Source organism: Synechococcus sp. MIT S9451, from assembly GCF_047304725.1.
GTDB lineage: Bacteria > Cyanobacteriota > Cyanobacteriia > PCC-6307 > Cyanobiaceae > Synechococcus_C.
The window spans coordinates 2444180-2467439 of sequence record NZ_CP138971.1; the positions used below are offsets into that span (position 1 = coordinate 2444180).

The 23260-nt window shown below is 61.4% G+C and carries 26 protein-coding genes; 10 read left to right on the forward strand and 16 right to left on the reverse strand.

The genetic code is table 11. The features are described 5' to 3' along the window. Positions 1-60 precede the first annotated feature (60 nt). From SIB72_RS12695 to SIB72_RS12715, 5 genes are all read left to right on the forward strand, one after another. Positions 61-1344 (forward strand): glucose-6-phosphate dehydrogenase assembly protein OpcA, encoded by a 1284-nt coding sequence (locus SIB72_RS12695; protein ID WP_413744092.1) that lies wholly within the window; start codon positions 61-63, stop codon positions 1342-1344. Positions 1345-1385: 41 nt separating this feature from the next. Beyond that, positions 1386-2855 carry a cobyrinate a,c-diamide synthase gene (locus SIB72_RS12700; protein ID WP_413744093.1) on the forward strand — a complete coding sequence of 490 codons (1470 nt, stop codon included), beginning with the start codon at positions 1386-1388 and terminating at the stop codon, positions 2853-2855. Beyond that, positions 2855-3106, forward strand: coding sequence for an acylphosphatase (locus tag SIB72_RS12705; protein ID WP_371410863.1), 252 nt, complete (start codon positions 2855-2857; stop codon positions 3104-3106). Before SIB72_RS12700 ends, SIB72_RS12705 begins: the two co-directional genes overlap by 1 nt. A gap of 8 nt (positions 3107-3114) precedes the next feature. After that, on the forward strand, positions 3115-3705 hold the full coding sequence (locus SIB72_RS12710; protein ID WP_115119853.1) for a histidine phosphatase family protein: 591 nt from the start codon (positions 3115-3117) through the stop codon (positions 3703-3705). Between the two features lie 65 nt (positions 3706-3770). Continuing rightward, positions 3771-4457 carry a GAP family protein gene (locus SIB72_RS12715; protein WP_413745130.1) on the forward strand — a complete coding sequence of 229 codons (687 nt, stop codon included), beginning with the start codon at positions 3771-3773 and terminating at the stop codon, positions 4455-4457. Here SIB72_RS12715 and SIB72_RS12720 read toward each other — a convergent pair. The 4 genes from SIB72_RS12720 to folD form a co-directional block, all read right to left on the reverse strand. Beyond that, positions 4444-5931, reverse strand: coding sequence for an ATP-dependent DNA helicase (locus SIB72_RS12720; protein WP_413744094.1), 1488 nt, complete (start codon positions 5929-5931; stop codon positions 4444-4446). The two genes, SIB72_RS12715 and SIB72_RS12720, sit on opposite strands and share 14 nt — an antisense overlap. Beyond that, positions 5928-6443: a divergent PAP2 family protein gene (locus SIB72_RS12725; protein ID WP_413744095.1), complete on the reverse strand. Its 516-nt coding sequence runs from the start codon at positions 6441-6443 to the stop codon at positions 5928-5930. The genes SIB72_RS12720 and SIB72_RS12725 overlap by 4 nt, the downstream gene beginning before the upstream one ends. A 2-nt stretch (positions 6444-6445) precedes the next feature. After that, positions 6446-7399 carry a geranylgeranyl diphosphate synthase CrtE gene (gene crtE / locus SIB72_RS12730; RefSeq protein WP_413744096.1) on the reverse strand — a complete coding sequence of 318 codons (954 nt, stop codon included), beginning with the start codon at positions 7397-7399 and terminating at the stop codon, positions 6446-6448. Positions 7400-7468: 69 nt separating this feature from the next. Continuing rightward, complete coding sequence (folD, locus tag SIB72_RS12735) at positions 7469-8377, reverse strand: bifunctional methylenetetrahydrofolate dehydrogenase/methenyltetrahydrofolate cyclohydrolase FolD (RefSeq protein ID WP_413745131.1); 909 nt, start codon at positions 8375-8377, stop codon at positions 7469-7471. Between the two features lie 58 nt (positions 8378-8435). Between folD and SIB72_RS12740 the strand changes: the two genes are divergently transcribed. Next, a complete protein-coding gene (locus tag SIB72_RS12740) occupies positions 8436-10556 on the forward strand; it encodes an HDIG domain-containing metalloprotein (protein WP_413744097.1) in 2121 nt (706 codons plus the stop codon). Here the strand turns inward: SIB72_RS12740 and SIB72_RS12745 are convergent. The 6 genes from SIB72_RS12745 to SIB72_RS12770 form a co-directional block, all read right to left on the reverse strand. Then, positions 10553-11191 (reverse strand): RluA family pseudouridine synthase, encoded by a 639-nt coding sequence (locus SIB72_RS12745; RefSeq protein WP_413744098.1) that lies wholly within the window; start codon positions 11189-11191, stop codon positions 10553-10555. The genes SIB72_RS12740 and SIB72_RS12745 overlap by 4 nt on opposite strands. 9 nt (positions 11192-11200) lie before the next feature. Beyond that, a complete protein-coding gene (locus SIB72_RS12750) occupies positions 11201-11599 on the reverse strand; it encodes a hypothetical protein (RefSeq protein ID WP_115119841.1) in 399 nt (132 codons plus the stop codon). 43 nt (positions 11600-11642) lie between these two features. Then, a complete protein-coding gene (locus SIB72_RS12755) occupies positions 11643-11993 on the reverse strand; it encodes a hypothetical protein (protein ID WP_413744099.1) in 351 nt (116 codons plus the stop codon). Beyond that, on the reverse strand, positions 11990-12493 hold the full coding sequence (locus tag SIB72_RS12760; RefSeq protein ID WP_115119839.1) for a hypothetical protein: 504 nt from the start codon (positions 12491-12493) through the stop codon (positions 11990-11992). Before SIB72_RS12760 ends, SIB72_RS12755 begins: the two co-directional genes overlap by 4 nt. Before the next feature lie 93 nt (positions 12494-12586). Next, positions 12587-12895, reverse strand: a complete 309-nt coding sequence (locus SIB72_RS12765) for an MTH1187 family thiamine-binding protein (RefSeq protein WP_115119837.1) — start codon at positions 12893-12895, stop codon at positions 12587-12589. 27 nt (positions 12896-12922) lie between these two features. After that, on the reverse strand, positions 12923-13159 hold the full coding sequence (locus tag SIB72_RS12770; protein WP_115019882.1) for a hypothetical protein: 237 nt from the start codon (positions 13157-13159) through the stop codon (positions 12923-12925). Between the two features lie 88 nt (positions 13160-13247). On the opposite strand from SIB72_RS12770, the gene SIB72_RS12775 reads away from it, so the two are divergent. Together SIB72_RS12775 and SIB72_RS12780 are read left to right on the forward strand one after the other, a co-directional pair. Next, positions 13248-13694, forward strand: coding sequence for a hypothetical protein (locus SIB72_RS12775; RefSeq protein ID WP_413744100.1), 447 nt, complete (start codon positions 13248-13250; stop codon positions 13692-13694). Positions 13695-13811: 117 nt separating this feature from the next. After that, positions 13812-14024 (forward strand): hypothetical protein, encoded by a 213-nt coding sequence (locus SIB72_RS12780; RefSeq protein WP_115119833.1) that lies wholly within the window; start codon positions 13812-13814, stop codon positions 14022-14024. Between the two features lie 18 nt (positions 14025-14042). Here the strand turns inward: SIB72_RS12780 and SIB72_RS12785 are convergent, their stop codons facing one another. Continuing rightward, the gene (locus SIB72_RS12785) at positions 14043-14201 is read right to left on the reverse strand and encodes a hypothetical protein (RefSeq protein WP_170953840.1); all 159 of its coding nucleotides are present in this window, start codon (positions 14199-14201) and stop codon (positions 14043-14045) included. Positions 14202-14279: 78 nt separating this feature from the next. Then, positions 14280-14525, reverse strand: coding sequence for a Nif11-like leader peptide family natural product precursor (locus SIB72_RS12790; RefSeq protein WP_115119831.1), 246 nt, complete (start codon positions 14523-14525; stop codon positions 14280-14282). A gap of 119 nt (positions 14526-14644) precedes the next feature. Between SIB72_RS12790 and SIB72_RS12795 the strand changes: the two genes are divergently transcribed. Next, on the forward strand, positions 14645-14959 hold the full coding sequence (locus tag SIB72_RS12795; protein WP_413744101.1) for a hypothetical protein: 315 nt from the start codon (positions 14645-14647) through the stop codon (positions 14957-14959). On the opposite strand, the gene SIB72_RS12800 is transcribed toward SIB72_RS12795, so the two are convergent. Both SIB72_RS12800 and SIB72_RS12805 read right to left on the reverse strand, forming a co-directional pair. Beyond that, complete coding sequence (locus SIB72_RS12800) at positions 14960-15796, reverse strand: carbohydrate ABC transporter permease (protein ID WP_115019876.1); 837 nt, start codon at positions 15794-15796, stop codon at positions 14960-14962. It abuts the gene before it with no gap. 6 nt (positions 15797-15802) lie between these two features. Further along, a complete protein-coding gene (locus SIB72_RS12805; protein ID WP_115119827.1) occupies positions 15803-17425 on the reverse strand; it encodes a 2-isopropylmalate synthase in 1623 nt (540 codons plus the stop codon). Between the two features lie 130 nt (positions 17426-17555). Between SIB72_RS12805 and SIB72_RS12810 the strand changes: the two genes are divergently transcribed. Further along, complete coding sequence (locus tag SIB72_RS12810; RefSeq protein ID WP_413744102.1) at positions 17556-19130, forward strand: glycoside hydrolase family 57 protein; 1575 nt, start codon at positions 17556-17558, stop codon at positions 19128-19130. Between the two features lie 19 nt (positions 19131-19149). On the opposite strand, the gene crtL is transcribed toward SIB72_RS12810, so the two are convergent. Both crtL and gyrA read right to left on the reverse strand, forming a co-directional pair. Beyond that, the gene (gene crtL, locus SIB72_RS12815; protein ID WP_413744103.1) at positions 19150-20424 is read right to left on the reverse strand and encodes a lycopene beta cyclase; all 1275 of its coding nucleotides are present in this window, start codon (positions 20422-20424) and stop codon (positions 19150-19152) included. Between the two features lie 2 nt (positions 20425-20426). Then, positions 20427-23132, reverse strand: a complete 2706-nt coding sequence (gyrA, locus tag SIB72_RS12820; protein ID WP_413744104.1) for a DNA gyrase subunit A — start codon at positions 23130-23132, stop codon at positions 20427-20429. Positions 23133-23260: the final 128 nt, after the last annotated feature.

Consider the following 23260-nt stretch of genomic DNA (forward strand, 5'->3'; position numbering starts at 1 on the left):
ACTCCTCGCACTCTCAGCACCCCAGTCTCTGTTTCCGCCGCCCCCTTCTTTTCGGCTCCCATGTCTCCCCAGCTCACCCTCCAAACCCCCCTGGAGCTTCCCCCCTCAGAGATTCCCGCCTACCTCGAGCAGCTCTGGGCAAAGGATCAGCCCACTAGCCAGGGGGCCCATACCTTCTGCCTACTGGTATGGCAACCGGCCTGGGTTGAGCAGCAATTGGTCCGCACCGGACGGATCAACGGTCCGATCACAGGTGTGCAACGCGACGAGGTGATCACAGCGGCACGCCAGGTGGTGAGCGACAGCGATCTGCCCCTGACCACACCCCCACTCACCGCCAGCGTGGGGCAAGCCCTTGGCAATCTGAACGGGGACGAACAGGCCGAAGATTTGCGCGGCCAACATGTGGATGCCTCCGTCAGCACCCTGCGTCCGCGTCGGCTGATCACCCTGGCGCCAAGTCTGGATGAGAGCCACCCCCTTGAAACGCTTGTCGCCGCCTACTGTCCCCTTCCCGAAGAGGGCGGCGGCACGGCAGCTTGCGGCGATGTTGTGGTGCTCCGCGGTGGCCACGCCGCTCTCACCCAAGGGCTCACGATCCTTCAGCCCCTCCTGCCTGAAGACCTGCCCTCCTGGGTGTGGTGGAACGGCAGCCTCGATGAAGCCCCAGAGCTGCTGGAGCGTCTCGCCATCGCACCCCGGAGATTGATTTTTGATTCAGCCCTGGGCCAACCTCACCACTGCCTCAATCTGCTGCGGGAGCGCATCGAGGCTGGGCAATCAGTGAATGACCTCAATTGGCTGCGCCTGCGGGGGTGGAGGGAAACCTTGGCGATGGTGTTTGACCCTCCGCAGCGGCGCAATGCCCTCGGCCATGTGGTGCAGCTCGACATCGATGTGGAAGGAGAGCATCCCGTACAAGGGCTGCTACTGGCTGCATGGATCGCCGATCGACTCGGCTGGGAGCTCGGCAGTAGCGAGCCTGAAAGCAATGGAGTCATTACCGCCGCCTTTAGCCGTAGCGATGGTGCATCCGTGAAGATGCGGGTTGCACCGGTATCCATGGGGCAACCCAGCATCCACCCCGGTCAGATCGTGGGCATGCGTCTGATCTGCCAGCCGGATCATCAACCCGCCGCCTGTGTGATCCTCTGTGCTGAATCCGGAGGATGCATGCGCCTTGAAGCTGGCGGCATGGCCAGCATGGAATTGATTGAGGAGGTGGTACCGGTTCAGCACAGCCCTGTGGAAGCGGATGTCGCCAGGCTTCTCGAGGGTGGTCATGACACCACCACCCCATTGCTGGCAGCGGCCGCACCGCTAGCTGCCAAGCTGCTTCACTGATCCGCCTTCGGCGGGATGCCGCTCAATGCCCCCTGCCATCCATGGCCTGTCTGATCGCTGCTCCAGCCAGTGGCAGCGGCAAAACACTGCTCAGCCTGAGCCTGATCGCCTACGCCCGAAGTCGCGGCAAAAGTCTGCAGCCGTTCAAGGTTGGCCCCGACTATCTCGATCCGCAGTTGCTGACGGCGGCAGCTGAACGTCCCTGCCGAAACCTGGATCTGCCCCTCTGCGGAGAAGCCTGGGTCCGTGACAGCTTCCATGGTCATGGCGGGCGCGCAGAGCTTTGCCTCGTGGAAGGGGTGATGGGCCTCTACGACGGCATCGGCCCCACCAGTGAGGGCAGCAGTGCTGCCGTGGCCAGGCTTCTGGAACTCCCCGTGGTGCTGGTCGTGGATGCGGGTGGCCAGGCCCAATCCCTAGCGGCACTGGTGCGAGGCTTTCAGCTTCATGACCCCAAGCTGAACCTGGCCGGGGTGGTGCTCAATCGCGTGAGCACCCCCCGGCACAGGCAGCTGATGCAAGACGTGCTCGATGGCATCGGCGTCCCGCTGCTGGGATGCCTGCCACGCACTGTGGAGCTCAGCCTGCCCAGCCGGCACCTTGGCCTCGCTCCCGCCCATGAGATCGAAACCTTCCGGCAACGGCTAGGCGCCTGGGCAAAGCTGGCAGAGGATCACCTCGACCTCAACGCGCTGCTGCCGCTGCTTCAAGCCCCTGTGCTCGGGCCCGACCCGGTGCACCAGCAGATGGAACGCCAGCCCCAGAGCGCAGCCCTGGAACCGATCCCAGTGGCTGTGGCCATGGACCAAGCCTTTCATTTCCGCTACCCGGAGATGCAGGACTGGTTAGATGCCCTAGCAATGCCTGTTCTGCCTTGGCAACCACTCGCAGACGAACCACCACCTGCTGAAGCTCAGGGCTTGATCCTGCCTGGAGGATTCCCCGAACTGCATGCCAGAGATCTGAGCCAGTGCAAACACAGTCTCGAGGGCTTGCGGCAATGGGTTGGGCAGAAGCCGATCTACGCCGAATGCGGTGGCATGCTTTTGATGGGACAGAGCCTGACTGATGAGGAGGGTGAGGCCCACGCGATGGCAGGAGTGCTGCCCTTTCATGCCCAGAAGGGGCAACTTCAGGTGGGATACCGCAAGCTCCAGGCCGATCAAGATGGATTGCTTCTTCGCCGCGGTGATGTCCTGACCGGGCATGAATTCCATCGCTGGAAGCTGACTGCAGACAGTCCGGATGCCATCGACAGCAAACTGTCTGCAGGATCTGTTGGCAATCTGGAGTCCCTTTGGCAGGTTGAAGGGTGGCAAGTGCCTCGACGGAGAGAGGGATGGAATCACCCAAGACTTCACGCCAGCTGGGTACACCTCCACTGGGGCGGATGCTGGACGATCTCATGCCGATGGCGCGCCGCAGTCGAAACCGCAACGGCGAGGAGCAAAGTCGCTTCATCTCCCGGCAGAAGCCCCGATCGCAGGAGCTCAGAGAACGCTGGCGACTAATGGTGGAAGGGGACGTCCAGGGCGTCGGCTTCCGAAGTGCTTGTTGTCGCCGGGCCACAGAGCTGAGTCTTTGCGGTTGGGTGCGCAATCTCAATGACGGCAGAGTGGAAGTGCAGGCTGAGGGATCCAGCTACAAACTGAATGAACTGCGCCTCTGGTGTGAGCGCGGCACTTGCACCGCTCAGGTGCGGATGGTGCGCCTAAGCCAGCTGCCCGTCACCGGCGATGACTGGTTCGAGATCAAATACTGAGACGCAGCATGCAGGAACGCCAGCTCTGGTTGCTGCGTCATGGGGCAACCGAGTGGGCCCTCAACGGCCGACACACCGGCAAGACCGATCTACCGCTGTTGCCTGAAGGAGAAGCTGAGGCCAGGAAACTGGCCAGGGTCTTGCCGAACGTGACCTTCGCGGCGGTGTTCACCTCACCGCTGCAACGGGCACAGCGCACCTGCGAAATCGCTGGCTTGAGCTCCCGAGCGCAAGTGTTGCAAGGGCTGGTTGAGTGGAACTACGGCGACTATGAGGGCCTGACAACGACGCAAATCCAGCGGTCAGTCCCCGATTGGTCAATCTGGAGCCATGGCTGCCCAGGCGGAGAGGATGCAGCAGGTGTGCAAACACGATGCGAGCAGGTGATTGACCAAGCGATGGCCGAGAAAGGGGACGGTGATGTAGCCCTTTTCGCCCATGGCCATCTGCTCAGGGCCCTAACAGGCTGCTGGTTAGGACTCGGTGCGAGCGGGGGTGGGCTCTTCCGCCTCGCCACCGGTTCAATCTGCGTGCTGGGGTATGAGCACCATCACCGAGCCGTGAGCCGTTGGAATGCCCCCGCTGATGGCTGTTTCTGAGCAGACCAACGATTTCAAAGACGCTGATGCGTCAGCATCAGCGTCATCAGAGCGTTTCCCAGGCGATGAGCGACACCACCCTCTGGGCTGAGCTACTCGCCTACGGCACGGGAATCAGCCTCTCACCCATTCATGTGTCAGTGCTGCTGCTGCTGCTGTTGGGACCGAACCCGCTAAAGCGAGGCGGATGGTTTGTCGCCGGCTGGGTGGTCACAACACTGGCCACAGTGAGCCTTCTGCTCACAGTTGGACACACCCTGGTTCTTGACATGACGCAAGGATCCCAGCACCGCACAGGACTGGACCTTCTGGCCGGCGGTGCCCTGATCGCCATCGGCGTGAAGGAGCTGCTGCGCAGCCTTGCCGATGGTGATAATCCACCCACCTGGACACGCAGCATCGACCGCTTTGTGGCGATGCCCCTGCCCCTCTTGATCGGGCTGGGAGCACTCACCGAGGTTGCCAGCCCCGATGATCTGTTCCTGTTTGCCAAATCAGCCGCTGTGGTGCTTGCGGCGCAACTACCCACCTGGCAAGAGGTTATTGGGCTGATTGCATTCACCACCGGGGCCAGCCTGATGCTGATGCTGCCGCTGATGGCTGTGGTGGTGAGTCGCCAGAAGGTGCTGCCCCTTCTCGAGAAGGGCAAACAGCTGCTGTTTGCCCGAGGTGAATTCGTCGTAAGTGGCGTCAGCCTGGCCCTGGGTGGCTATCTGGTCTGGCAAGGTCTCAGCGGCCTCATGCTGCACTGAGCGCCTGCTGCCAGCGATCCACCACAGGAGCTGAACTGCTCCGCCCCACCATCCAGACCCCATGGCGAGCGCGGCTCACCGCCACATAGACAAGTTGGCGGCGTAGGGCCAGATCCTTGGGCCAGAACACATCATCAGCGACGAAGACGTTGCCGAAGCTGCTGCCCTGACTGCGGTGAACGGTCAGCACGGCGGCGGGTCCGAGCGACGCAAAGGCATCTCGAATTAAGAAGAAGCGACGCCAAAGAAGACGACCATCACGTTTGCCGGCATCCCTGGCCTGGGAGCGAAGCCGCTGCAGCACCCGATCCAACTGATGGCGGCCCTCACTACCCACCGGCGGCAGCAACCTCAAGCTGAGCTCGAGCTCACCGCAACGCACACGGGCATTGAGAGTGTCGATGACAGGAGTCCCTAGGCCATCGAGTGAGAGCTGCCCGCCTGCATTGAGATCGGCATCGCTGAGGCCAAATTCGCTCAGATCACAAGGGTCGGGAGTGACATCCTCAACCACCAGCTCGCGGTTGGATCCCAAAACCAGATCAGGTTCCTCCCCGGTTTCAGCACCATCCCGGGAGGCCGGCGCCATCACGGCGGTGCGAGTGATCAGGACCTCGCCAGGAAGCACCGGCATCTGTTCTGCCATGGCGCCATGGATCGCCCTGCGGGCATGGGGGACCAACTGCTCCAGGCTGCGGTTCGTCCAGCAGAGGATGCGTGCCGCATCGGGGTTGTCGCAGACTGAGGCTTGCTTCAGGGCCGCCTGAGCCCGCGCCAACCAATCAGCCCGATCCAGGCTGGACACACTGCCAACATCAGAGCTGACGTCGGCGAAGAACGGCGGCCGTTCGCAGGCCAAGCGACCATCGCGGAGACAGCTCGCCAGCTGCAGCACCGGTCCCTGATGACGCACCACTTCAGTCAGGCAGGCCTTCTCGGCCCGATCGATCCCAAACACCGGGCTCTCCGCTTCTCCTACAGGAGGCAACTGAGCCGGATCTCCGACAAACACCAGCCGGGTGCGAAAGGGATGGGCGCACTGGAGAGCGATCGACAAGAGTGAGCTGTCGATCATCGAAGCTTCATCGATGAGCACAAGGCCAAGGTGCTCCAGGGCAAAAGCGGTCTGCTCGGTGGATTCGCACAGCTCCCGATCTCCCTGGCGTTTGAGCTTCAGTCGCAGTAGCCGGTGAATCGTGGAGGGATACCAGGTGGGTTGCAAGCCCTCCAAGGCCAGGGCCTGACGAAGAACCCCCACCGCCTTATGCGTCGGGGCCACGACCGTCCAACACAGCCCTGTGGCTTCCACCATGCGCAGCAATCGCATGGACAGGAAGGTCTTGCCGCTACCGGCGAAACCACTGAGCACGAAGGGAACACCGTGATCAGACTGCTTGAGCCATCGCTCGAATGCAGCCGCAGCCTCACACTGATCGGCCGTCAGATCACCAGCAAAGTCCTGAGGAGCACTCACCCGAGCGCCTGGCCGATCCGTTGGGCCAACTCCAGAGGCGAACCTGCCAAGGCCAGACCTGGCAGCGCGATGAGCGGTCCGAACAGGCTGCCCACCAGCACCTCGAGGCGGGAATGGCCAAGAGTCTCCTTGAGGGGTTTCTCGGGGAGAGTGTCCCAGCTGCTGTCTGGCAAGGCATTGACGCGTGCCGCTGTGAACCCGGCCGCACGACGGATTCCGCTGGCGTCGTACATCACCACGAACGCGACCGTGACAGCCAAGGCAAACACAGGGTCATTGAACCCGTTCTGCCATCCCACCCCGGCTGCGGTTCCTGTGACTAAAGCGGAGTGACTGGAAGGCATGCCACCGGTTTCGATCAAGACAGCAGGTCGCCAGCGGCGATGCACGACAAGTTCGATCAGAAGCTTGGAGAGCTGGGCCAGACCACAGGCGACAAGGCCCCAGACCAAAACACCGTTATCGAGCAACTGCGCCGAACTGGAAAGGGTGACCAAGAGCGGGATTGCCATGGTTAACGGTCGCGCCCGATCACATAATCGGCAAGCGCCAGCAGGGGAGCTTCCTGTCCCGCTCCCGCACCGGAGTGCGTAAAGGCTGCCAACGACCCCTTGGCCTCCTGGATCAGGGTCTTGGCACGCTGTCGAGACTCCTCGAGACCCAGCAGCTTGGGATAGGTGGTCTTGTCCGCAATCAAGTCCTTGCCGGCGGTTTTCCCGAGCACATCGCTGCTGGCCGTTACGTCAAGGATGTCGTCAACGATCTGGAAAGCCAAGCCGATGCCCCGGGCATAGGTCCGCAGGCCATCCAACTGTGCATCATCTGCACCACCAATCAGTGCACCGGTAATCACACAGGCCTTGAGCAAGGCGCCGGTCTTATGCAGATGGATGTATTCCAGAGTTTCAAGGTCAACCTGTTTGCCCTCGCATTCCAGATCGACCACTTGCCCGCCCACCAAGCCTGGGGCACCAGCCACCAAGGAGAGCTCACCCACCACCTTGAGGAGACGGTCGGAAGGCACCCCTGGACTGCGCAGGGAGACCATCTCGAAAGCGCGGGTGAGCAAGGCATCACCGGCAAGAATCGCCACAGCATCGCCATAGACCTTGTGATTGGTCGGCCGGCCTCGCCGGAGGTCATCGTTGTCCATCGCCGGAAGATCGTCATGGATCAACGACATGGTGTGGATCATCTCCAGTGCCACCGCGGTTGGCATCGCCAACTGCGGATCACCGCCTGCCAGCTCGCATGCCGCCAAGCAGAGAATCGGCCTCAGGCGCTTTCCTCCGGCCAATAGCGAGTAGCGCATGGCTTCCCGAAGGGACTCAGGCTTTTCCGGGCCAAGAGAGTCGTCAAGGGCAGCCTCCACCGTCTGCTTCTGAGCCGCGAGGTAGGCCTTGAAATCAAAAGCCTTCTGATCAGACCCTGACCGGGCGCTCTCGGGACTGGTCGCCGCGGCGGTCATGGGGAGAACAAAGCTGGCCGGATTCTCTCAGGCCAAGCGCCAACTCACCAGGTCTGGACACAGATCGGATCAGACCACCAGATCCTCCAGGCCGTGGTCAAGGCCATGACGACGGCACCAAGCCACCACCGTGTTCACCAGCAGCATGGTCACGGTCATCGGGCCGACACCTCCAGGCACCGGCGAGAGCGCCAATGCAATCTCCTCCAGTTCCTCAGCACGCACATCGCCACAGAGCTTGGCCTTGGTGCCTTCAGGGGCATCAGCCGCCCTTGGCAGGCGATGGATACCCACATCCACCACCACCGCGCCTGGACGCACATGCTCAGCCCCGATCATGCGTGGTTTGCCGGCCGCCACAACCAGCACATCGGCCTGCCTGGTCATCGCCTCCAAATCCTTGGTGCGGGAGTGGGCCACGCTCACGGTGGCATTGGCGGCCTGCAGCATTAGAGCCATGGGCTGACCCACCAGGATGCTGCGACCCACCACCACGGCCCGTTTGCCTTCTAACGAGAACTGATGTCGAGCCAAAAGGGCCATCACCCCGGCAGGTGTGCAGCTGCGCGGGCCCGTCTGTCCTTTGAGCAGACGGCCGAGATTCAGCGTATGGAGACCGTCGGCATCCTTGTCAGGATCAATCTGCTCTAACAGCGGTCCCTCTTCCAGCCCTCCCGGCAATGGAAGCTGCAACAAGATGCCGTCGACCCGATCATCGGCGTTGAGGGCTGCAATCGCCGCAGCCACCTCAGCCTGAGAACTGCTTGCTGGCAAGTGGGATCCATAGCTGGCAACACCGATCCGGGCACAGGCCTTTTCTTTGTTGGCCACGTACACCCCACTGGCGGGGTCGTCGCCCACCCGCAGGACAGCGAGGCCTGGCGGACGGCCCGCCTGTGAGATCCCAGACTCGATCTCCTGGCGCAGTCGCGTTTCCAGCTCAGAGGCGAGCTGCTTGCCATCCAGCCTCAGGGCCATTGCCGACGCCGTAGTTCCCTCCAGCATGCCCGCTCGGTGGAGCTAGCGTTTGTGTTCAATGCCGTCCGCTGTGATTCGATTCCAACGCCTCCGCCGGCTTTGGCACAGCTGGCTGCGCAACGAATCCCCCAGACGGCCCATCCTGCGCTGGCGGCGGATTCAGCAGGCAGGTCTGCTGATGATGTGCCTGCTGGTGGCACTTGTTTCAAGCTGGCCATCGCTAGGGGAACCGAATCTGCGTCCGGGCGTTCCAGCTCCCTTTGACGCCGTCGCGCCCAAAGATGCCCTTGTGGTGGACCGTGAGGCGCTGGAACAGCGACGCAGCAGTTTGGGGCCGAGCACCTACGTGCAGGTCATCGACCGACAGGAAAGTCAACGCCTGCGCGAACGGCTAGAGCGGCAGCTGGAGGAACTGCAGCGGGTGGCCCTCAGCGATGCCGCCGAGCGGGTAGGTCCCGTGAACCTCAGCCCCGAGGAACAGCTCTGGCTCACCACTCAGACCCCACAAACCACCCAGCTCTGGAGGGAGGCCGTGCGGGATGCCGCCTCTCGCATGCTCAGCCAGGGGTTGGTGAACAGCCTGGCGGTGGATCAGCTCCGCCAGGCTGCAGCTCTTCAGCTGGAAGATCTTGGTGCAAAGGGTGATCCCGCCCGCAGCATTGGCAGCAAACTGCTGGCCGCCAGTTTTCAAGGGTCCAGCAACCTGCGCACCGATCCTGTGCTGAGCCAGCGCAAGCTCGAGGCACTAATCACCAAACAGGGAAAACCCGAAATCAAGGTCACGAAGGGCAGCCTGATCACCCGCAAGGGAGAACCGATCAGCCCCCAGGCCTATGACGTTCTTGATTATTTCGGCGAGGTGAAACGCACGCCGCGTTGGGGCCAATGGGCGATGCGCTTCACAGAGGCTCTAGCCGGATGCGCCGTGCTGCTGTTGCTGATGCGGCGAGAACGGCCCCAGCTGGAAGCCTCCCATAGCTTTCTGAGCCTGGGCCTCCTCCTACTCGTGCAGTACAGCAAGCTCCATTTTGGTGCTGCCGTGAGCCCTTTAGCAGTGCTGGTGCCGCCGACGCTGCTGCTCGCCCAGGGGCTGGGCACCAGTTGCGGGCTGGCCTGGCTGGCCATCGCCAGCCTGCTTTGGCCCATGCCGGTGAATGGACTGGGAGAGGGGCGACTGATGATTGCAGCGGCCATTGCCGTGGTGGCAGCACTACAGGCAGGACGTCTACGCAGCCGTGCCCAGCTGCTTCAGCTCACCGTCTTGCTGCCCCTGGCAGCACTCTTCGTGGAGATGCTGCTGCTCCGCAGCCAGATCAATACCGGAGCCAGCGCCTGGACCAGGCTGGCCCCTGATGCGGGAGAGCTGGCCTCTGAAGCCCTGCTCATGGGCATCCTGCTGATGGTTGCGATCCTGCTGATCCCGATTCTCGAGGGATCCTTTGGATTGCTCACCCGAGCAAGACTGATGGAACTGGCGGACCAAGAACGGCCTCTGCTGCGCCGCTTGTCATCGGAAGCGCCAGGCACCTTTGAACACACCCTGATGATCTGCGGGCTTGCCGAGGAAGGCGCCCGGGCCATCGGTGCCGATATCGACCTAATCCGTACCGGTTCGCTCTATCACGACGTTGGCAAATTGCATGCGCCTGAGTGGTTCATCGAGAACCAGGTCGGAGACATTGAGAATCCCCACGACCGACTCAATGATCCCCTCGCCAGTGCCGGAGTTCTGCAGGCCCACGTCGATGAGGGTCTGAAACTGGCGCGTCGTCACCGCCTGCCAAGACCGGTGGCCGACTTCATCCCGGAGCATCAAGGCACGCTGAAGATGGGCTACTTCCTGCATAAGGCACGCGAACAGGATGCCTCGATCCCGGAAGCCCGCTTCCGCTACAAGGGTCCGCGTCCTCGCTCACGCGAAACGGCAATTTTGATGCTTGCCGATGGCTGCGAAGCCGCACTTCGATCCCTCCCACCCGACACCAGTGATGCGCAAGCAAAACTCACGGTGCGAAGGATTGTGGAAGCCAGACAGCGCGATGGCCAACTGCGGCTGAGCAGCCTCAGTCGTTCCGAGGTGGAACTTGTCATACGCGCTTTCGTCCGCGTGTGGCGGCGGATGCGCCATCGCCGCATCCCCTATCCGATTCCCGCCTACAAGAAAGGATTCCCGGCCTAATCCAGCGAAGAAGCAAAGGGCACGGCACTGCGGCAGCGCAAGCGTTTGCCCATGAAAGGGTGGGGAAGGCTGAGGGCGGTGGCGTGAAGATGCATGCGCCCTGTCATCGACCGGCCTTGATCTGCGGCATAAATCGGATCCCCCTGGATCGGACAGCCAAGGGCGGCCAGATGGGCGCGGAGCTGATGAGATCGCCCCGTGATGGGCTGTAACCACAAGCGACGAAGCGACCCTGCCGATGCAGCAACTCGCCATCGGGTCCGACTGGCCCGTCCTTGAGGATGCTCGCCATAGCGAGGGGGGTGACGCTGCAAACGGGCGAGGGGAAGATCGATCAGGCCGGCAAAAGCTGGAGGGTCCGTGCAGATGTCCGCGACATAGAGCTTGCGGACCCGGCGATGCGCGAACAAACCACTGAAGGCCGCCAAAGCCTCGGGATTGCGAGCCAACAACAACAAGCCGGATGTGTCGCGATCAAGGCGATGCACCAGGGCCAAACCTGGTTCACATCGCTGGACGCGTCTGATCAAAGAATCCAGCTGCGCCGGGCCCAGACCGGGCTGGCAAAGAAGGCCAGCAGGTTTGTCCACCACCACAACCCATCGATCTCGATACAAGACCGGCAGATCGGCCATCGCCTGCATTCAGAGCGGACCACCGCGGCGAAGCGCAGGTTGGCACCAATAGAGAAGCGCCAACAAGTTCACCAGAGCCAGAAGCATGGACACAAGGCCGAGGTTCAGGGACTGCTCCAGAGGAAGCAGGGCGAAGCGCACGATGCCGTAAGGCAAGGAAGCAGCCAAAGCCATCGACAAGGCCACGATCGCCACAATCCCCCCCCAACGCCGTTCTGCCAGCAGGCCGCCACAGGCCACGATGCCAACAACCGCAGCCGGCCAAGCAAGGCCAAAGGCGAGGCTGATATGGGTTACCCGCAGCGTGGGGGCCTGAAAAGCGATCCAACCGATCAGCGGCAAGGCGATCACATTGCCCACCAACCCCAGCCAGGTCATCAGCCAATAGCCCCGCACGCTGGAATTCATCGCCGGCCGATTGCGTTAACAGTCACACCGTACGGGCGCACCCTCAGCTCCCTTGTCCAGGGTCCTGCTGGTCATCGTGCTTTCGTTCCAACACGGTTTCAAGAGTGGCCAGCAACAACGACAAGGCCTCTTCCTCGCTCAGGGGCGAGTCCTCCACCATTTGCAACCAATGGTGGCAATGCTGCTCGATCTCTTCAAACACGCCGCCTGCCAACTGCAGGACCTTCATCACCTTGGCGGCATCCTGCTCATCAAAATCGACGCCATCGACCACGACATAACGGCGTCCATCCACCCCCATGTACGTGAGTCGGCCCTCGTCATCGAACACTGGGCCGGTGAGTGGCGTGATCGGCTGCTGCTCATCCATGGCACTCACCTCCCGAACAATCACGATTCCGAGCTCGTTCCAGTCAGTCGCATCGCGCAGAACCTCTGAAACAAGGCTTCCACCTGATCGGGGGGCAGCGTCTGCACCAGCCGAGCTTCGACCTCGTCACGGTGCTGACTGCTGTGATAGAGACTCAGCTCCTTAAACAGACGCGGGGAACGGGAGCGCACCCGGGCAATCGCATCGTCCATCTGACCCTCCACCAGCAGCGGGCCACCGCGGCAATGCTGCATCACATGAGCCGCCTCATGGGCCAAGACCTCCCAGATCTCCGCGGGATCGTTGGGCAGGTTATTGGCACAGATCAGCAGGGCATTGCGTTGGGAATGGAAAGCACCGAGCAAGGTGTTCGGACAATCTCTGGCCACCAGCGTGGACGTACCCGCTTTACGGAGCGTCGCAGCAAAACGACCAATCCTGTCCCAGGTTTCAGCCCGGGCCGACAGACCGGAACCTGCACCGATCGCCAAGCCGAACAGAAGAGCACAGCCCAGAGCACGCATCCGCAAAACAAGCCAATCGCATCCCTGGTCTCATTGGACTCAGGACTTCCCAAGCGTTGTTGTTTTGCACAGAAGTTCTCCGGTTTTCAGCCCTCAGGCACCGTCGCCCGTCGACGCCTGGACACTGGCGACCTTGTCGCGAAAGCTCTGCTGCCGATCCGTGCGGGTATTGACCTTCAAGGTGGTGTAAACGCGAGGAGCACCCAAAGCGTGCACGGCGTCATGACAGTCCCTCACGCAAGCAAAAACCGCGTCCCACTCACCTTCAATCGCAGTTCCATTCGGACCTAGCTCGTGGTCGAGCCCCGCTTGCTCAATCACCCGCTGGCAGGCGGCGACATAAGGCGCCAAGGAGACCCCGACACCGAGAGGCACAACACAGAGGTCCACACTGACCCACATCACAGCAGAAGATCACCTCACCCCGGTCTAGCGAGAGCGCAGGCAACTGAGCGGATAGCCAACGGTGCGCCACTCCCCACAACTGGTCTGAACTTCGACGCCAATCCCGCTCTGCCCCATCGCAAAGGCGCGACCCTGACCAGTGCACCATCGCTGAGCAGCAGCCTCAGCCGCCTCCATGGAGTCGTACGGGGCATCAAGAACCGGATGCGGACTGCCATCAAGAGCAACGAGTCGGTACTGCGGCCGGCAACGCTCTCCCACTGGTCCAGACTGCAAACTGTCACCAGTCTCGCCTCGGTGTCGGTGTTGGCGCCACTGCGAGGCCGGAAAGTTCAAACATCACGCTCCGATGCCGAACGCAAGGCTCCAGCAGGCTTACGAATCCCTGATGCAGCGAGCGCCTTCACCCCTGTTTAAGAAGGCAAGGGCGCTGTACTTGTGCAAATACCCACTGGACGGACGCGACTGCAACGGCAGCCTTCGCCTGTTCGTGAGCCAAGAATCGATCGAGGAACGAATCGTGCCGGCCCCAGACGAAGGCGAGCGACTGGCTGTGCTGTCGATCCACCCCGTCAAACTCGCGCTGGTGCACTGGGAACAGCCCGACCCAGCCCCTGAGCAGGAAGCGGCCACCTACTTCGAGCAGCAATGGGACCTTGCCCTGCCGGCACTTCAACCCCAAGACCAGACTTGGTTTCGCGACGGCGGTCATCAGAGCCTGTTCACTGCGCCGAAAGGACTGCATTGGCTCCGTAGCTCCCCGATGCCAAAGGAGCAATCAAGCGAAGAGGGATAGGCCAGCGTCAACAGAGCTGTCACAAACCGTTGATGAAAACCGCAAGAAAACAAAGGATCGGGGCCTTCAAAGGGGCCGCCATCGCTATCGAAATATTGAGTCTCAACGAGATCGTTGATGAAGATGACGGACTTCTCGATCGAGCGCTTCGTGCTCCGCTGCCCCCGCGCTGGGACCTACCTGAGGGTGAACGCCCACGATGAACACATTGAGAACGTCAGTTCCCCAGACAATGCCTGGGCGTTTCACACCCATGAAGGAGCTGTCACCCATGCGCTCTGGATCGGCCAGATTCTTGGGGTGACCCCAGACGTGGTGATGCTGCGCTGACAGCTCAATGCTGGGAGCTCAGCGCAAGCCCAACAGTTCATCCCAGGCCAGGAAATGATCCTGATCGATCAGATCCTGGCTGTCGTCACAACGCAGCAGCAGAAGGTCTGCATGGTCACAGACAGCTCGAGAGCCTTCAGAGCCGATGCGCTCAATGGACCGATTGCTGGAATCCACGTCAAAGCGAAGGAATCGTCCTCCCCAAGATTCCGCAAAAGGGCCTGAGCATGCGGTGTCCTGCAACACCAGCCCTCGCTAACCCTGAATGAAATGGCGGAGACGCCGGGACTCCTGGGCAGCCTCCTGCTGAAGCTGAGCGGAGGACCGATCTGAATTCTCCCGTTGCTGGGCAGCGAAAACATCGGCTTCTGTAACGGTGAGTCCGTGCTCGGCCGCCAGCGCAATCAAGGCCTCGAGATCGAGGGGGCCTGCCATCCGCTCGGCAAGCGAAGGGTCCTCACTGCGCAACGCCAGCAACTGATCCAGATCGTTCAAAGCCATCAACACATTCCAACCGCAAACCCATCCTGACGTCAGGACTGCTAGCACTGTCTCAAGAGGCGCAATCGGCGCAGATGCAAGGGAGACAAATGGTCTGGATGCTGATCCCGATTGCGGGGATGAGCATGCTCGCGGTGCTGTTCATGGTGCTCTGGCAGGCCCTCGGACAGCACACCACCACCATCAACCGGATCCAACAACGGATCGCCGATCTGGAGCAACGTCTGGAGGAGAACCCCGCAGTGAGCAGCCAGCTGCTGGAGCAACAGCTCCAGCAGCTCCAAGCCAATCAGCGGGACTTGGACGATCGCATCGGCCGGATGGCTCAACAGCAGGCTGAACGGATCGAACGGAACCAATCGCTGCGCCAGCAAGCCAGACCTGCAGAGGACTTTGATCCCTTCCAGTCCTTCAGACTTGAACCAAGCCGCTGATCAACCTTTGACCGCGTCGCTGCTCGCGCTAGGCAGAATGAAACGCTGGAGCAAGACAAACAAGATCAGCACCGGCAGGATCGAAACCACAGAACCAGCGGCGACGATGCGCCAATCCAGGGAGAAACTGCTGGCCAGCTGTTGGAGACCAAGTGGAAGGGTGTACAACCCAGGGTCATCAAGGATCACCAGCGGCCACAGAAAATCGCTCCAGGTGCCGATGAACACGAACATGCCCAGGGTGATCAGATCGGCACGGGCGGCTGGGATCATCACGTTCCACCATTCGCCAAGCTTGCTGCAGCCATCGATTCGGGCCGCCTCCTCAAGCTCGACTGGCACCGCCAGAAAGCTCTGACGCAACAAGTAGAGACCGAAGGCAGTGGCAGCCTGGGGGATCACCAGTGCCATCAGGGTGTTCCTCAAGCCCAGTTGCACCATCAACAGGTAGAGCGGAATCATCACCACCTGGAAGGGGATCAGGATCGTGGCCACAACGAGGGCCAGCACAAATCCCCGACCAGCGAAACGCATCCGCGCCAGTGGATAAGCCGCGAGGGAACAGAACAGCAAGTTGGCGACGACGGCCAGCACACTCACGATCGTGCTGTTGAGCAGATAGAGGCCGAGGGGGTTATCCCGGAATAGGCGGCCATAGGCCGCGAGGCTGGGTTGGGCCGGCAACAGTGCCGGTGGTGAACTGAAGATGTCTTCGGCTGGTCCCTTCAGGGAGGTGCTCACTAACCAGAGCAAGGGAACGAGCACCACCAGGGCCAACAGGATCAGCAGCAGTAGCTGCAACAGGGCTCCGGCGCGAGTCTTTGCTGAGGTGGCCATGACGCCTCACAGACTGGGACGTGACGCCACTTCAGCAGCATCCCGCTGGGGATGGATCGGTTGATGAAGGCTGCCGGCCACGAGGCGATTGAGGGCATTCACAAACGCCTGGGCAGCCGCGACCACCACATCGGTATCGGCGGAGTGTCCAGAAAACAGCTGCCCCTCGCGACGCAAGCGGATGGTCACCTCTCCCATGGCATCAATGCCTTCGGTGACCGACTTCACCGAGAACTCAACCAGTTCATTCGGTTCGCCCGCCAGAGCATTAAGGGCACGACACACCGCATCCACCGGACCGGTGCCGATTGCAGCGGAGGTTTGCTCCTGGCCGTCCTCATTCGCAAGGGTGACCGTGGCGGTGGGCTGAAGGCTGCTGCCGCAGCTCACCTGCACCAGCTTGAGCTGGTAGCGGGCCTCAGGCTGCTGCACTTGCTCACTGACGATCGCCTCAAGATCACGATCGGTGATCTCTCGCTTGCGATCGGCCAGATCTTTGAAGCGTGAGAAGGCTTCATCCAGATCCTCGCGACTGAGGTCATAACCGAGCTCCTCCAGGCGAGCACGCACAGCACTGCGGCCGCTGAGTTTGCCAAGGGAAATACGGTTGTCGGTGAGTCCGACCGTGCGGGCGTCAACGATCTCGTAGGTGAGCCTGTTCTTGAGCACACCATCTTGGTGAATGCCCGACTCATGAGCAAAGGCATTCGCTCCCACAATCGCCTTGTTGGGTTGCACAACCATGCCGGTGAGGTTCGACACCAGCCGGGAGGTCTTCGTGATCTCTTCGGTGCGCACCGCTGTCAGTGGTGTCGGTGAATCCTCAGGACGTCCGAAAAAGGGGTTGTAGAAGCGACGACGCACATGCAGCGCCATCACGAGCTCCTCCAGGGCGGCGTTGCCAGCTCTCTCGCCGATTCCATTGATCGTGCATTCCAACTGTCGAGCGCCATAGCGCACCGCTTCAAGGAAGTTGGCCACCGCCAGACCAAGGTCGTTATGGCCATGCACGGACAGCACAGCCTCATCAATGTTGGGAACCTGTTGATCGATACCGGCAATCAAGGCACCGAATTCGGAAGGGGTGGTGTAGCCCACGGTGTCGGGAATATTGATCGTGCTCGCCCCGGCAGCAATCGCCGCTTCGATCACCTCATAGAGGAACTCCGGATCACTGCGGCCAGCGTCTTCACAAGAGAACTCCACATCCTCAACTAAGGAGCGGGCGTAGGCCACCATCTCAGGCACGATCGCCAAGACCTCCTTGCGGCTTTTGCGCAGCTTGTGCTCGAGGTGGATATCACTGGTGGCGATAAAGGTATGAATCCGCCGCTTCGGTGCGGGCGCCACCGCCTCTGCACAGGCCTTGATATCGCCACGGGAGGCACGGGCTAAGCCGCAGATGATCGGCCCCTGTTCACCACCCACCTGCTGGGCGATGCGCTGCACAGCAGCGAAATCTCCTGGGCTAGCAAAGGGAAACCCAGCCTCGATCACATCCACGCCAAGGCGTGCCAACTGCTGAGCGATCGCAAGCTTCTCCTCAAGGTTGAGGCTGGCACCAGGCGATTGCTCACCATCCCTAAGGGTGGTGTCGAAGATCAGAACGCGGCCGGGATCCTTGGCCATGGCAACAGCCTCGAGAGCAGTGCTAGTCGGAATGACTATGAGTTAGCTCAGTCTAGGCGAGTGGACGTGTCAAATCCCGCAGAGACTGCAGCAATTACCGGTACATTCATTCGATTACTGGGACTGGAACGTGGCTCACGGAGCACTGGCTCTAGTTCTCCACGCCCATCTCCCCTATGTGCGGGGTTCCGAGCCCAACTCCCTGGAAGAGGACTGGTTCTTTCAGGCTCTGATCGAGTGTTACTTACCGCTGCTGGAAACGCTTGAGGCTGCGGCAGCTGATCCGCTCCAGCATCCGCAACTGACCATGGGGGTGTCTCCCACCCTGCTGTCGCTGCTGGCGGACGCCACGCTGCGACAGCGCTTCCCCGCCTGGATTGATGCCCGTCTTGGCCTGCTCAAGGAGGCTCCAGCCGATCGTCGAGAAGCCGCTGAGCATCTGGAAGCCACCATCACCCGTCACCGAGGACGCTGGCAGGACTGCAGTGGAGATCTGATCGCGCGCTTCGCCGCTCTGCAGCAGCAGGGGGTGCTGGACCTACTGACCTGCGGCGCTACCCACGGCTATCTACCGCTATTGCGGGAGCATCCGGAAGCTGTACGCGCCCAGCTGCGTACAGCAGTTCGCGAACACCACCGCCTGATCGGGGAGCGTCCTCTGGGCATCTGGCTTCCGGAATGCGCGTACTACGAAGGGCTCGATCGTTGGATGCGCGATGCCGGGCTGCGTTACGCCGTGCTCGACGGCCATGGGCTCCTGCATGCCAAACCCCGACCTCGCTATGGCGTTTATGCACCGATCTGCAGCCGCCAGGGTGTGGCCTTCTTCGGGCGTGACAGCGACGCCACCCTGCCGGTGTGGTCGGCCAGAGACGGCTACCCCGGTGACCCTGCTTATCGGGAGTTCCATCGCGATCTCGGCTGGGACCTACCGCCGGAAAGGATTGCTGCCCATGGCCTGCCGGGGCAGCGGCCCTTGGGCCTGAAGCTGCATCGGGTCAGCGACCAAAATGCTCCGCTTGATGCCAAACAGCCCTATCAACCTCAAGAAGCCCTAGCCAAAACCCAGCAACATGCCCGCCACTTCCTACAAGGTCGGCGCCATCAACTGGAAAGGCTAGAAACCGGCATGGGGATTCCACCGTTGCTGGTGGCCCCATTTGACGCAGAACTGTTCGGCCACTGGTGGTTTGAAGGGCCCAATTTCCTGCGTGAACTGTTTCGGCAAGGTCCATCAGAAGGTGTGGGCTTCACCAGCTTGCGAGCGACCCTCAGCGACACTCCCAACCTGCAGATCTGCGATCCATGCCCCTCCAGCTGGGGGCGTGGAGGCTTTCACGACTACTGGCTGAACGACACCAACGCCTGGATCGTGCCCGAGTGGAGCAAAGCCGGCCAGGCAATGGTGGAGCGCAGCAGCCGAGGCGTTGGCAGCGAAGCCGACCTGCGCCTGCTCCACCAAGCAGGCCGGGAACTCCTGCTAGCCCAGTCATCTGACTGGAGTTTCATCCTGCGCTCGGGCACCACCACCGACCTGGCAAGGGAGCGCGTGGAACGCCATCTGTATCGCTTCTGGCAACTGATGGCGGCAATCGAGAGACGCCAGGAGCTTCCCGAACACTGGCTGGAGGAGGTGGAAGCAGAAGACGCCCTCTTCCCATTGATCCAACCGGCGGATTGGCGGCAGCTTCCTGCGAATGCCTGAGCTCGATGCGGGGAACCGCTTAGTTCTGCCGAGGAGCCATTGAATCCGCTGCTCCCCAGCTCGGACGCTGGCTTGGATCTGCCCCCAGCACCAAACCCCTTCGCAGCTGCCAAGGGGAGAGCGCGAACAGGCGCAACATCACTACCATCAGCCGCGGTAGCGGCAGGGTATTGGTCAAAAAGCCAAACCACTCGTCTCGTGGCAGTGAGAAAAAGGTGGCGAAATGACGGCGCAGCAACACTTCGTTGAAGCCCATCAAACGGCCTAGCCCGAACTGATAGAGGCGATGGCGCAACACCAATTGCAGGGGCCAAAGTGCTTGCCATCCTCGACGCGCCAAAGACGCCGAACCCAGCCCGGGATGCTCTGTCAGCGCATCGGCCACAGCCTGGGCCAGAGCGGGGGCACGGCGCAGCAACGAGCCCACCATGTACCCGGAAGCGGGGTGCACCATGCTTGCCGCCCCTCCGAATGCGAGCACTGGCTGAAGCAGATCTGGCAACGGGAGGTTCATCGGGAACAGGCACAACTCCTCGTGCAGCACCTCCTTGATCTGAACACCGCACTGATCCAGGCGCTGCTGAAGCCTCAGTTTCAACACGTCGAAGGGAACGGCCGGTGCAAGGGCCAAGGAGGTTTCCTCCACAAAAAACACACCGTCACCCAGATCCATCGCGTAGAGAAAGGTCGGCGGTTGTGTGCGTTGTTCAGCGCTGAGGTGATCGCAGCGGTAATCCATCAGCACAAACCGCCCCGAAGGGGTCGGATCCTTCGAGAAGCGCCCAACCAGGCCGTAGGCGGCTTGCCCCGCCACCGGGCCATGATCCGGCCGTTTGATGTGTGGCGTGCGCGACCCGGTGGCATCGATCACCAATCGAGCCTGCAAGATCTGGCCGGATCCGCACGTCACTGTGGTGCACTGATGCCCGGCCTCCACCCGCTCGGCCGTGTCTTGATGCCAGCGCATCGCTCCGCAACGCGTGAGCCAATGCTGTTGCAAGCAGGCTCGATCAAAGAGGCCGTAATCGATGCCATGAGCCATGGGCTGATCCTGATCCGGCGAACCGCCCATGCCAAAAAAGCTGACGGTGTCACTCCAGCGATGCTCAAGCAGGTGTTCCAACCCCAGCTGCTTGAGTTCATTCGCCCAGATGCCGTAGGTGTTTGGCCATGGTTCCTGCACTGACTCAGGGCTGATCCCCTCGACGTGCACTCCACGAAGCACCAATTCAGAGGCGATGCAAAGGGCGGCGGGTCCACCGCCCAGCACCAGAACATCCGGGCCTTCAGCCAAGGTCAGCTGTCCTGATCAGAGGAAGGTTCAGGGGGCTCGGCCTTGGCCGCATCTGCACGGCTTGCATCTGCCTGGCTTGCTTCAGCATCGACTGCATCTGCCTCAGCCCCATCAGGACGGTCGGAAGTCTCATCGCTGGACTCATCAGCATCGGATTCCGCCTCCGGTGGGACCAGCACCACCTTGAGCAGATGATCACCTTTATCCAGCTTCTGGAGTCGCACTCCAGTGGCAGCTCGGGACTGCTGGGGAATGGCATCCGCACTGGTTCGCACGATCACACCTTTTTCACTCACCAGCAGCAGCTCTTCTCCGGCACCTAGCACCCGCAGGGCGACCAGCGCATCACCTTCCTTGCGGAATTTCATACCGCGAAGGCCCATACCGGCCCGTTTCTGGAGTCGGAACTGCGTCACTGGCACCCGCTTACCAAGACCACCGGCCGAGGCCACCAGCACCCAGGGGCCATCCGAAGCAGTGGATCCCTCGTCCTCATCTGCGCCATCCTCATGACTCTCAGCCACCTGATCGGCAAGCTCAACAGGCAGCACATCCATGCTGACCAGCGCATCTCCGTCGCGCAGATTCATGGAGCGCACCCCCCGTGCCGTGCGGCCCAGCGGCCGCAACTCCTCATCGCTGAGGCGGAAGTGGATGGTCATCCCGGCCTGAGAGCCGATCAAAACGCTGTCTCCGGGCACCGCAAGTCGCACCCAGGTGAGGGCATCCCCTTCCTCCAGGCCAATGGCAATCAATCCATTGGAACGGATGTTGCTGAAAGCCGACAGGCGGGTGCGCTTGATAAAGCCCCCCTGGGTGAGCATCAGCAGATCGGTGTCGTCGTTGAACTCCGACACGGCCAATAGCGAGGTGATCGCTTCTTCTCTCGGGATCGGCAGCAACTGCACCACGGGAGTGCCCTTGGCGGTGCGGCTGCACTGAGGCACGCGATAGGCCGGCAGGGCATACGACACACCCCGGTCACTGAAGAGCAGCAGAGTGTCGTGGTCGTTGCAGCTGATGAATAGCTTCACCGCCTCTTCACCCTGACTGCGGGTTCCGGCTCTGCCCCGCGTGCCTCGGCTGGTGGCCTCGAACTCGCTCACCGGCATCCGTTTGAGGTAGCCCGTTTCCGTCACAAGCACCACTGAGCGCTCGTTAGCGATCAGATCGATGTCGTCCAAGCCACCGGCCACATCGAGAATTTCAGTGCGGCGCTCCACTTGGTGGCGCTCACGCAGCTGCCTGAGCTCGTCCTGAATGATCCCGAAAACCCTCTCGCGGCGACCAAGAATGTCTTTGTAATCAGCGATCTTGGTCACAAGATCTTCATGCTCAAGCCGGATCTTGTCGGCTTCCAGAGCTGTGAGGCGACGCAGTTGCATTTGCAGAATCGCGTCCGCCTGCACATCGGTGAGGCCATGACGTTCCTGCAGCTGCTGACGGGCCGTGGCCGTGTCGGACGCTGCCCGGATCAGGGCAATGATCGGATCGAGCTGGTCGAGTGCCAGCAACAAACCGAGGAGGATGTGGTCACGTTCCTCTGCTTTCCGCAGCAAGTAGCGAGTCCGTCGCTCGATCGTCTCGACGCGGAAGTCGAGAAACACCTGCAGCATTTTGCGCAGGGTGAGCAGGATCGGTTCACCGTTCACCAGCGCCAACATATGGGCGCTGAAATTGCTCTGCAGCGGTGTGAGCTTGAACAGGTTGTTGAGCACAACCTGCGGATAAGCGTCGCGGCGCAGCTCCACCACGATGCGCATGCCGTCGCGATCACTTTCGTCGCGAATATCGGAAATGCCCTCCAGCTTCTTGTCGTTGACCATTTCGGCGATGCGCTCGATCAGAGCCGCCTTGTTGGTCTGATAGGGAAGCTCCGTGATGATCACGGCATCGCGGTCTGGCCGGCCGGGGGCTTCGATGGTCTCGATTTCAGCCACGCCTCGCATCGTCACCGAGCCGCGGCCACTGAGATAGGTCTCACGGATGCCGGTGCGGCCGAGAATCTGGCCTCCAGTGGGGAAGTCGGGGCCAGGGATGATGCGCATCAAGGCGCTGTCATCGATTTCAGAGTCCTCGATCAGAGCGAGAAGGCCATCAATCAGCTCAGTGAGGTTGTGGGGAGGGATATTGGTCGCCATGCCGACGGCAATCCCCGCCGATCCATTCAGAAGCAGCTGGGGGATCCGTGCAGGCAGCACCGTGGGCTCCTGTTGAGACCCATCGAAGTTGTCAGCGAAATCAACGGTCTCAGCCTCGATATCTTCGAGAAGGCTGTCGGTGGTGAGAGCCCGCAGACGCGATTCGGTGTACCGCATCGCCGCAGGCGGGTCGTTATCAACCGAACCAAAGTTGCCGTGGCCGTCGATCAACGGCATCGACATGGAGAAGTCCTGGGCCATCCTCACCAGGGCGTCATAGACGGCGGTATCGCCATGGGGGTGATATTTACCGAGCACCTCGCCCACCACACGGGCACATTTCCGATAAGGCCGATCGCTGGTGAGCCCCAGTTCGTACATCGCATAGAGAATGCGGCGATGCACGGGCTTGAGACCATCGCGGGCGTCGGGCAGAGCACGCCCAACGATCACGCTCATCGCGTATTCCAGATAGGAACGCGACATCTCGTTGCGCAGATCCGTCTGGATGATCCGGTCGTCGGACTCGCCAGGACCACCGTTGCCGGGCCCCACTGGATCCGCCATACAAGACCTAAAAGACCCAACAACTTTATCGCGGCAGAGCGCTACTCACCAGTTATTGCGATCAATACCAATCAATGCTGAGGGAAGACAATTTTCGTCGACCGCCCTTAAATTGCCTGCCTACAACG

Bases quoted from the DNA above. Each gene is read 5' to 3' on its own strand.
- SIB72_RS12695 (WP_413744092.1), top strand. From the start codon at position 61: ATGTCTCCCCAGCTCACCCTCCAAACCCCCCTGGAGCTTCCCCCCTCA.
- SIB72_RS12700 (WP_413744093.1), top strand. From the start codon at position 1,386: ATGGCCTGTCTGATCGCTGCTCCAGCCAGTGGCAGCGGCAAAACACTG.
- SIB72_RS12705 (WP_371410863.1), top strand. From the start codon at position 2,855: ATGGTGGAAGGGGACGTCCAGGGCGTCGGCTTCCGAAGTGCTTGTTGT.
- SIB72_RS12710 (WP_115119853.1), top strand. From the start codon at position 3,115: ATGCAGGAACGCCAGCTCTGGTTGCTGCGTCATGGGGCAACCGAGTGG.
- SIB72_RS12715 (WP_413745130.1), top strand. From the start codon at position 3,771: ATGAGCGACACCACCCTCTGGGCTGAGCTACTCGCCTACGGCACGGGA.
- SIB72_RS12725 (WP_413744095.1), bottom strand. From the start codon at position 6,443: ATGGCAATCCCGCTCTTGGTCACCCTTTCCAGTTCGGCGCAGTTGCTC.
- crtE (WP_413744096.1), bottom strand. From the start codon at position 7,399: ATGACCGCCGCGGCGACCAGTCCCGAGAGCGCCCGGTCAGGGTCTGAT.
- folD (WP_413745131.1), bottom strand. From the start codon at position 8,377: ATGGCCCTGAGGCTGGATGGCAAGCAGCTCGCCTCTGAGCTGGAAACG.
- SIB72_RS12740 (WP_413744097.1), top strand. From the start codon at position 8,436: ATGCCGTCCGCTGTGATTCGATTCCAACGCCTCCGCCGGCTTTGGCAC.
- SIB72_RS12745 (WP_413744098.1), bottom strand. From the start codon at position 11,191: ATGGCCGATCTGCCGGTCTTGTATCGAGATCGATGGGTTGTGGTGGTG.
- SIB72_RS12750 (WP_115119841.1), bottom strand. From the start codon at position 11,599: ATGAATTCCAGCGTGCGGGGCTATTGGCTGATGACCTGGCTGGGGTTG.
- SIB72_RS12760 (WP_115119839.1), bottom strand. From the start codon at position 12,493: ATGCGTGCTCTGGGCTGTGCTCTTCTGTTCGGCTTGGCGATCGGTGCA.
- SIB72_RS12765 (WP_115119837.1), bottom strand. From the start codon at position 12,895: ATGTGGGTCAGTGTGGACCTCTGTGTTGTGCCTCTCGGTGTCGGGGTC.
- SIB72_RS12775 (WP_413744100.1), top strand. From the start codon at position 13,248: ATGCCGAACGCAAGGCTCCAGCAGGCTTACGAATCCCTGATGCAGCGA.
- SIB72_RS12780 (WP_115119833.1), top strand. From the start codon at position 13,812: ATGAAGATGACGGACTTCTCGATCGAGCGCTTCGTGCTCCGCTGCCCC.
- SIB72_RS12790 (WP_115119831.1), bottom strand. From the start codon at position 14,525: ATGGCTTTGAACGATCTGGATCAGTTGCTGGCGTTGCGCAGTGAGGAC.
- SIB72_RS12795 (WP_413744101.1), top strand. From the start codon at position 14,645: ATGAGCATGCTCGCGGTGCTGTTCATGGTGCTCTGGCAGGCCCTCGGA.
- SIB72_RS12800 (WP_115019876.1), bottom strand. From the start codon at position 15,796: ATGGCCACCTCAGCAAAGACTCGCGCCGGAGCCCTGTTGCAGCTACTG.
- SIB72_RS12805 (WP_115119827.1), bottom strand. From the start codon at position 17,425: ATGGCCAAGGATCCCGGCCGCGTTCTGATCTTCGACACCACCCTTAGG.
- gyrA (WP_413744104.1), bottom strand. From the start codon at position 23,132: ATGGCGGATCCAGTGGGGCCCGGCAACGGTGGTCCTGGCGAGTCCGAC.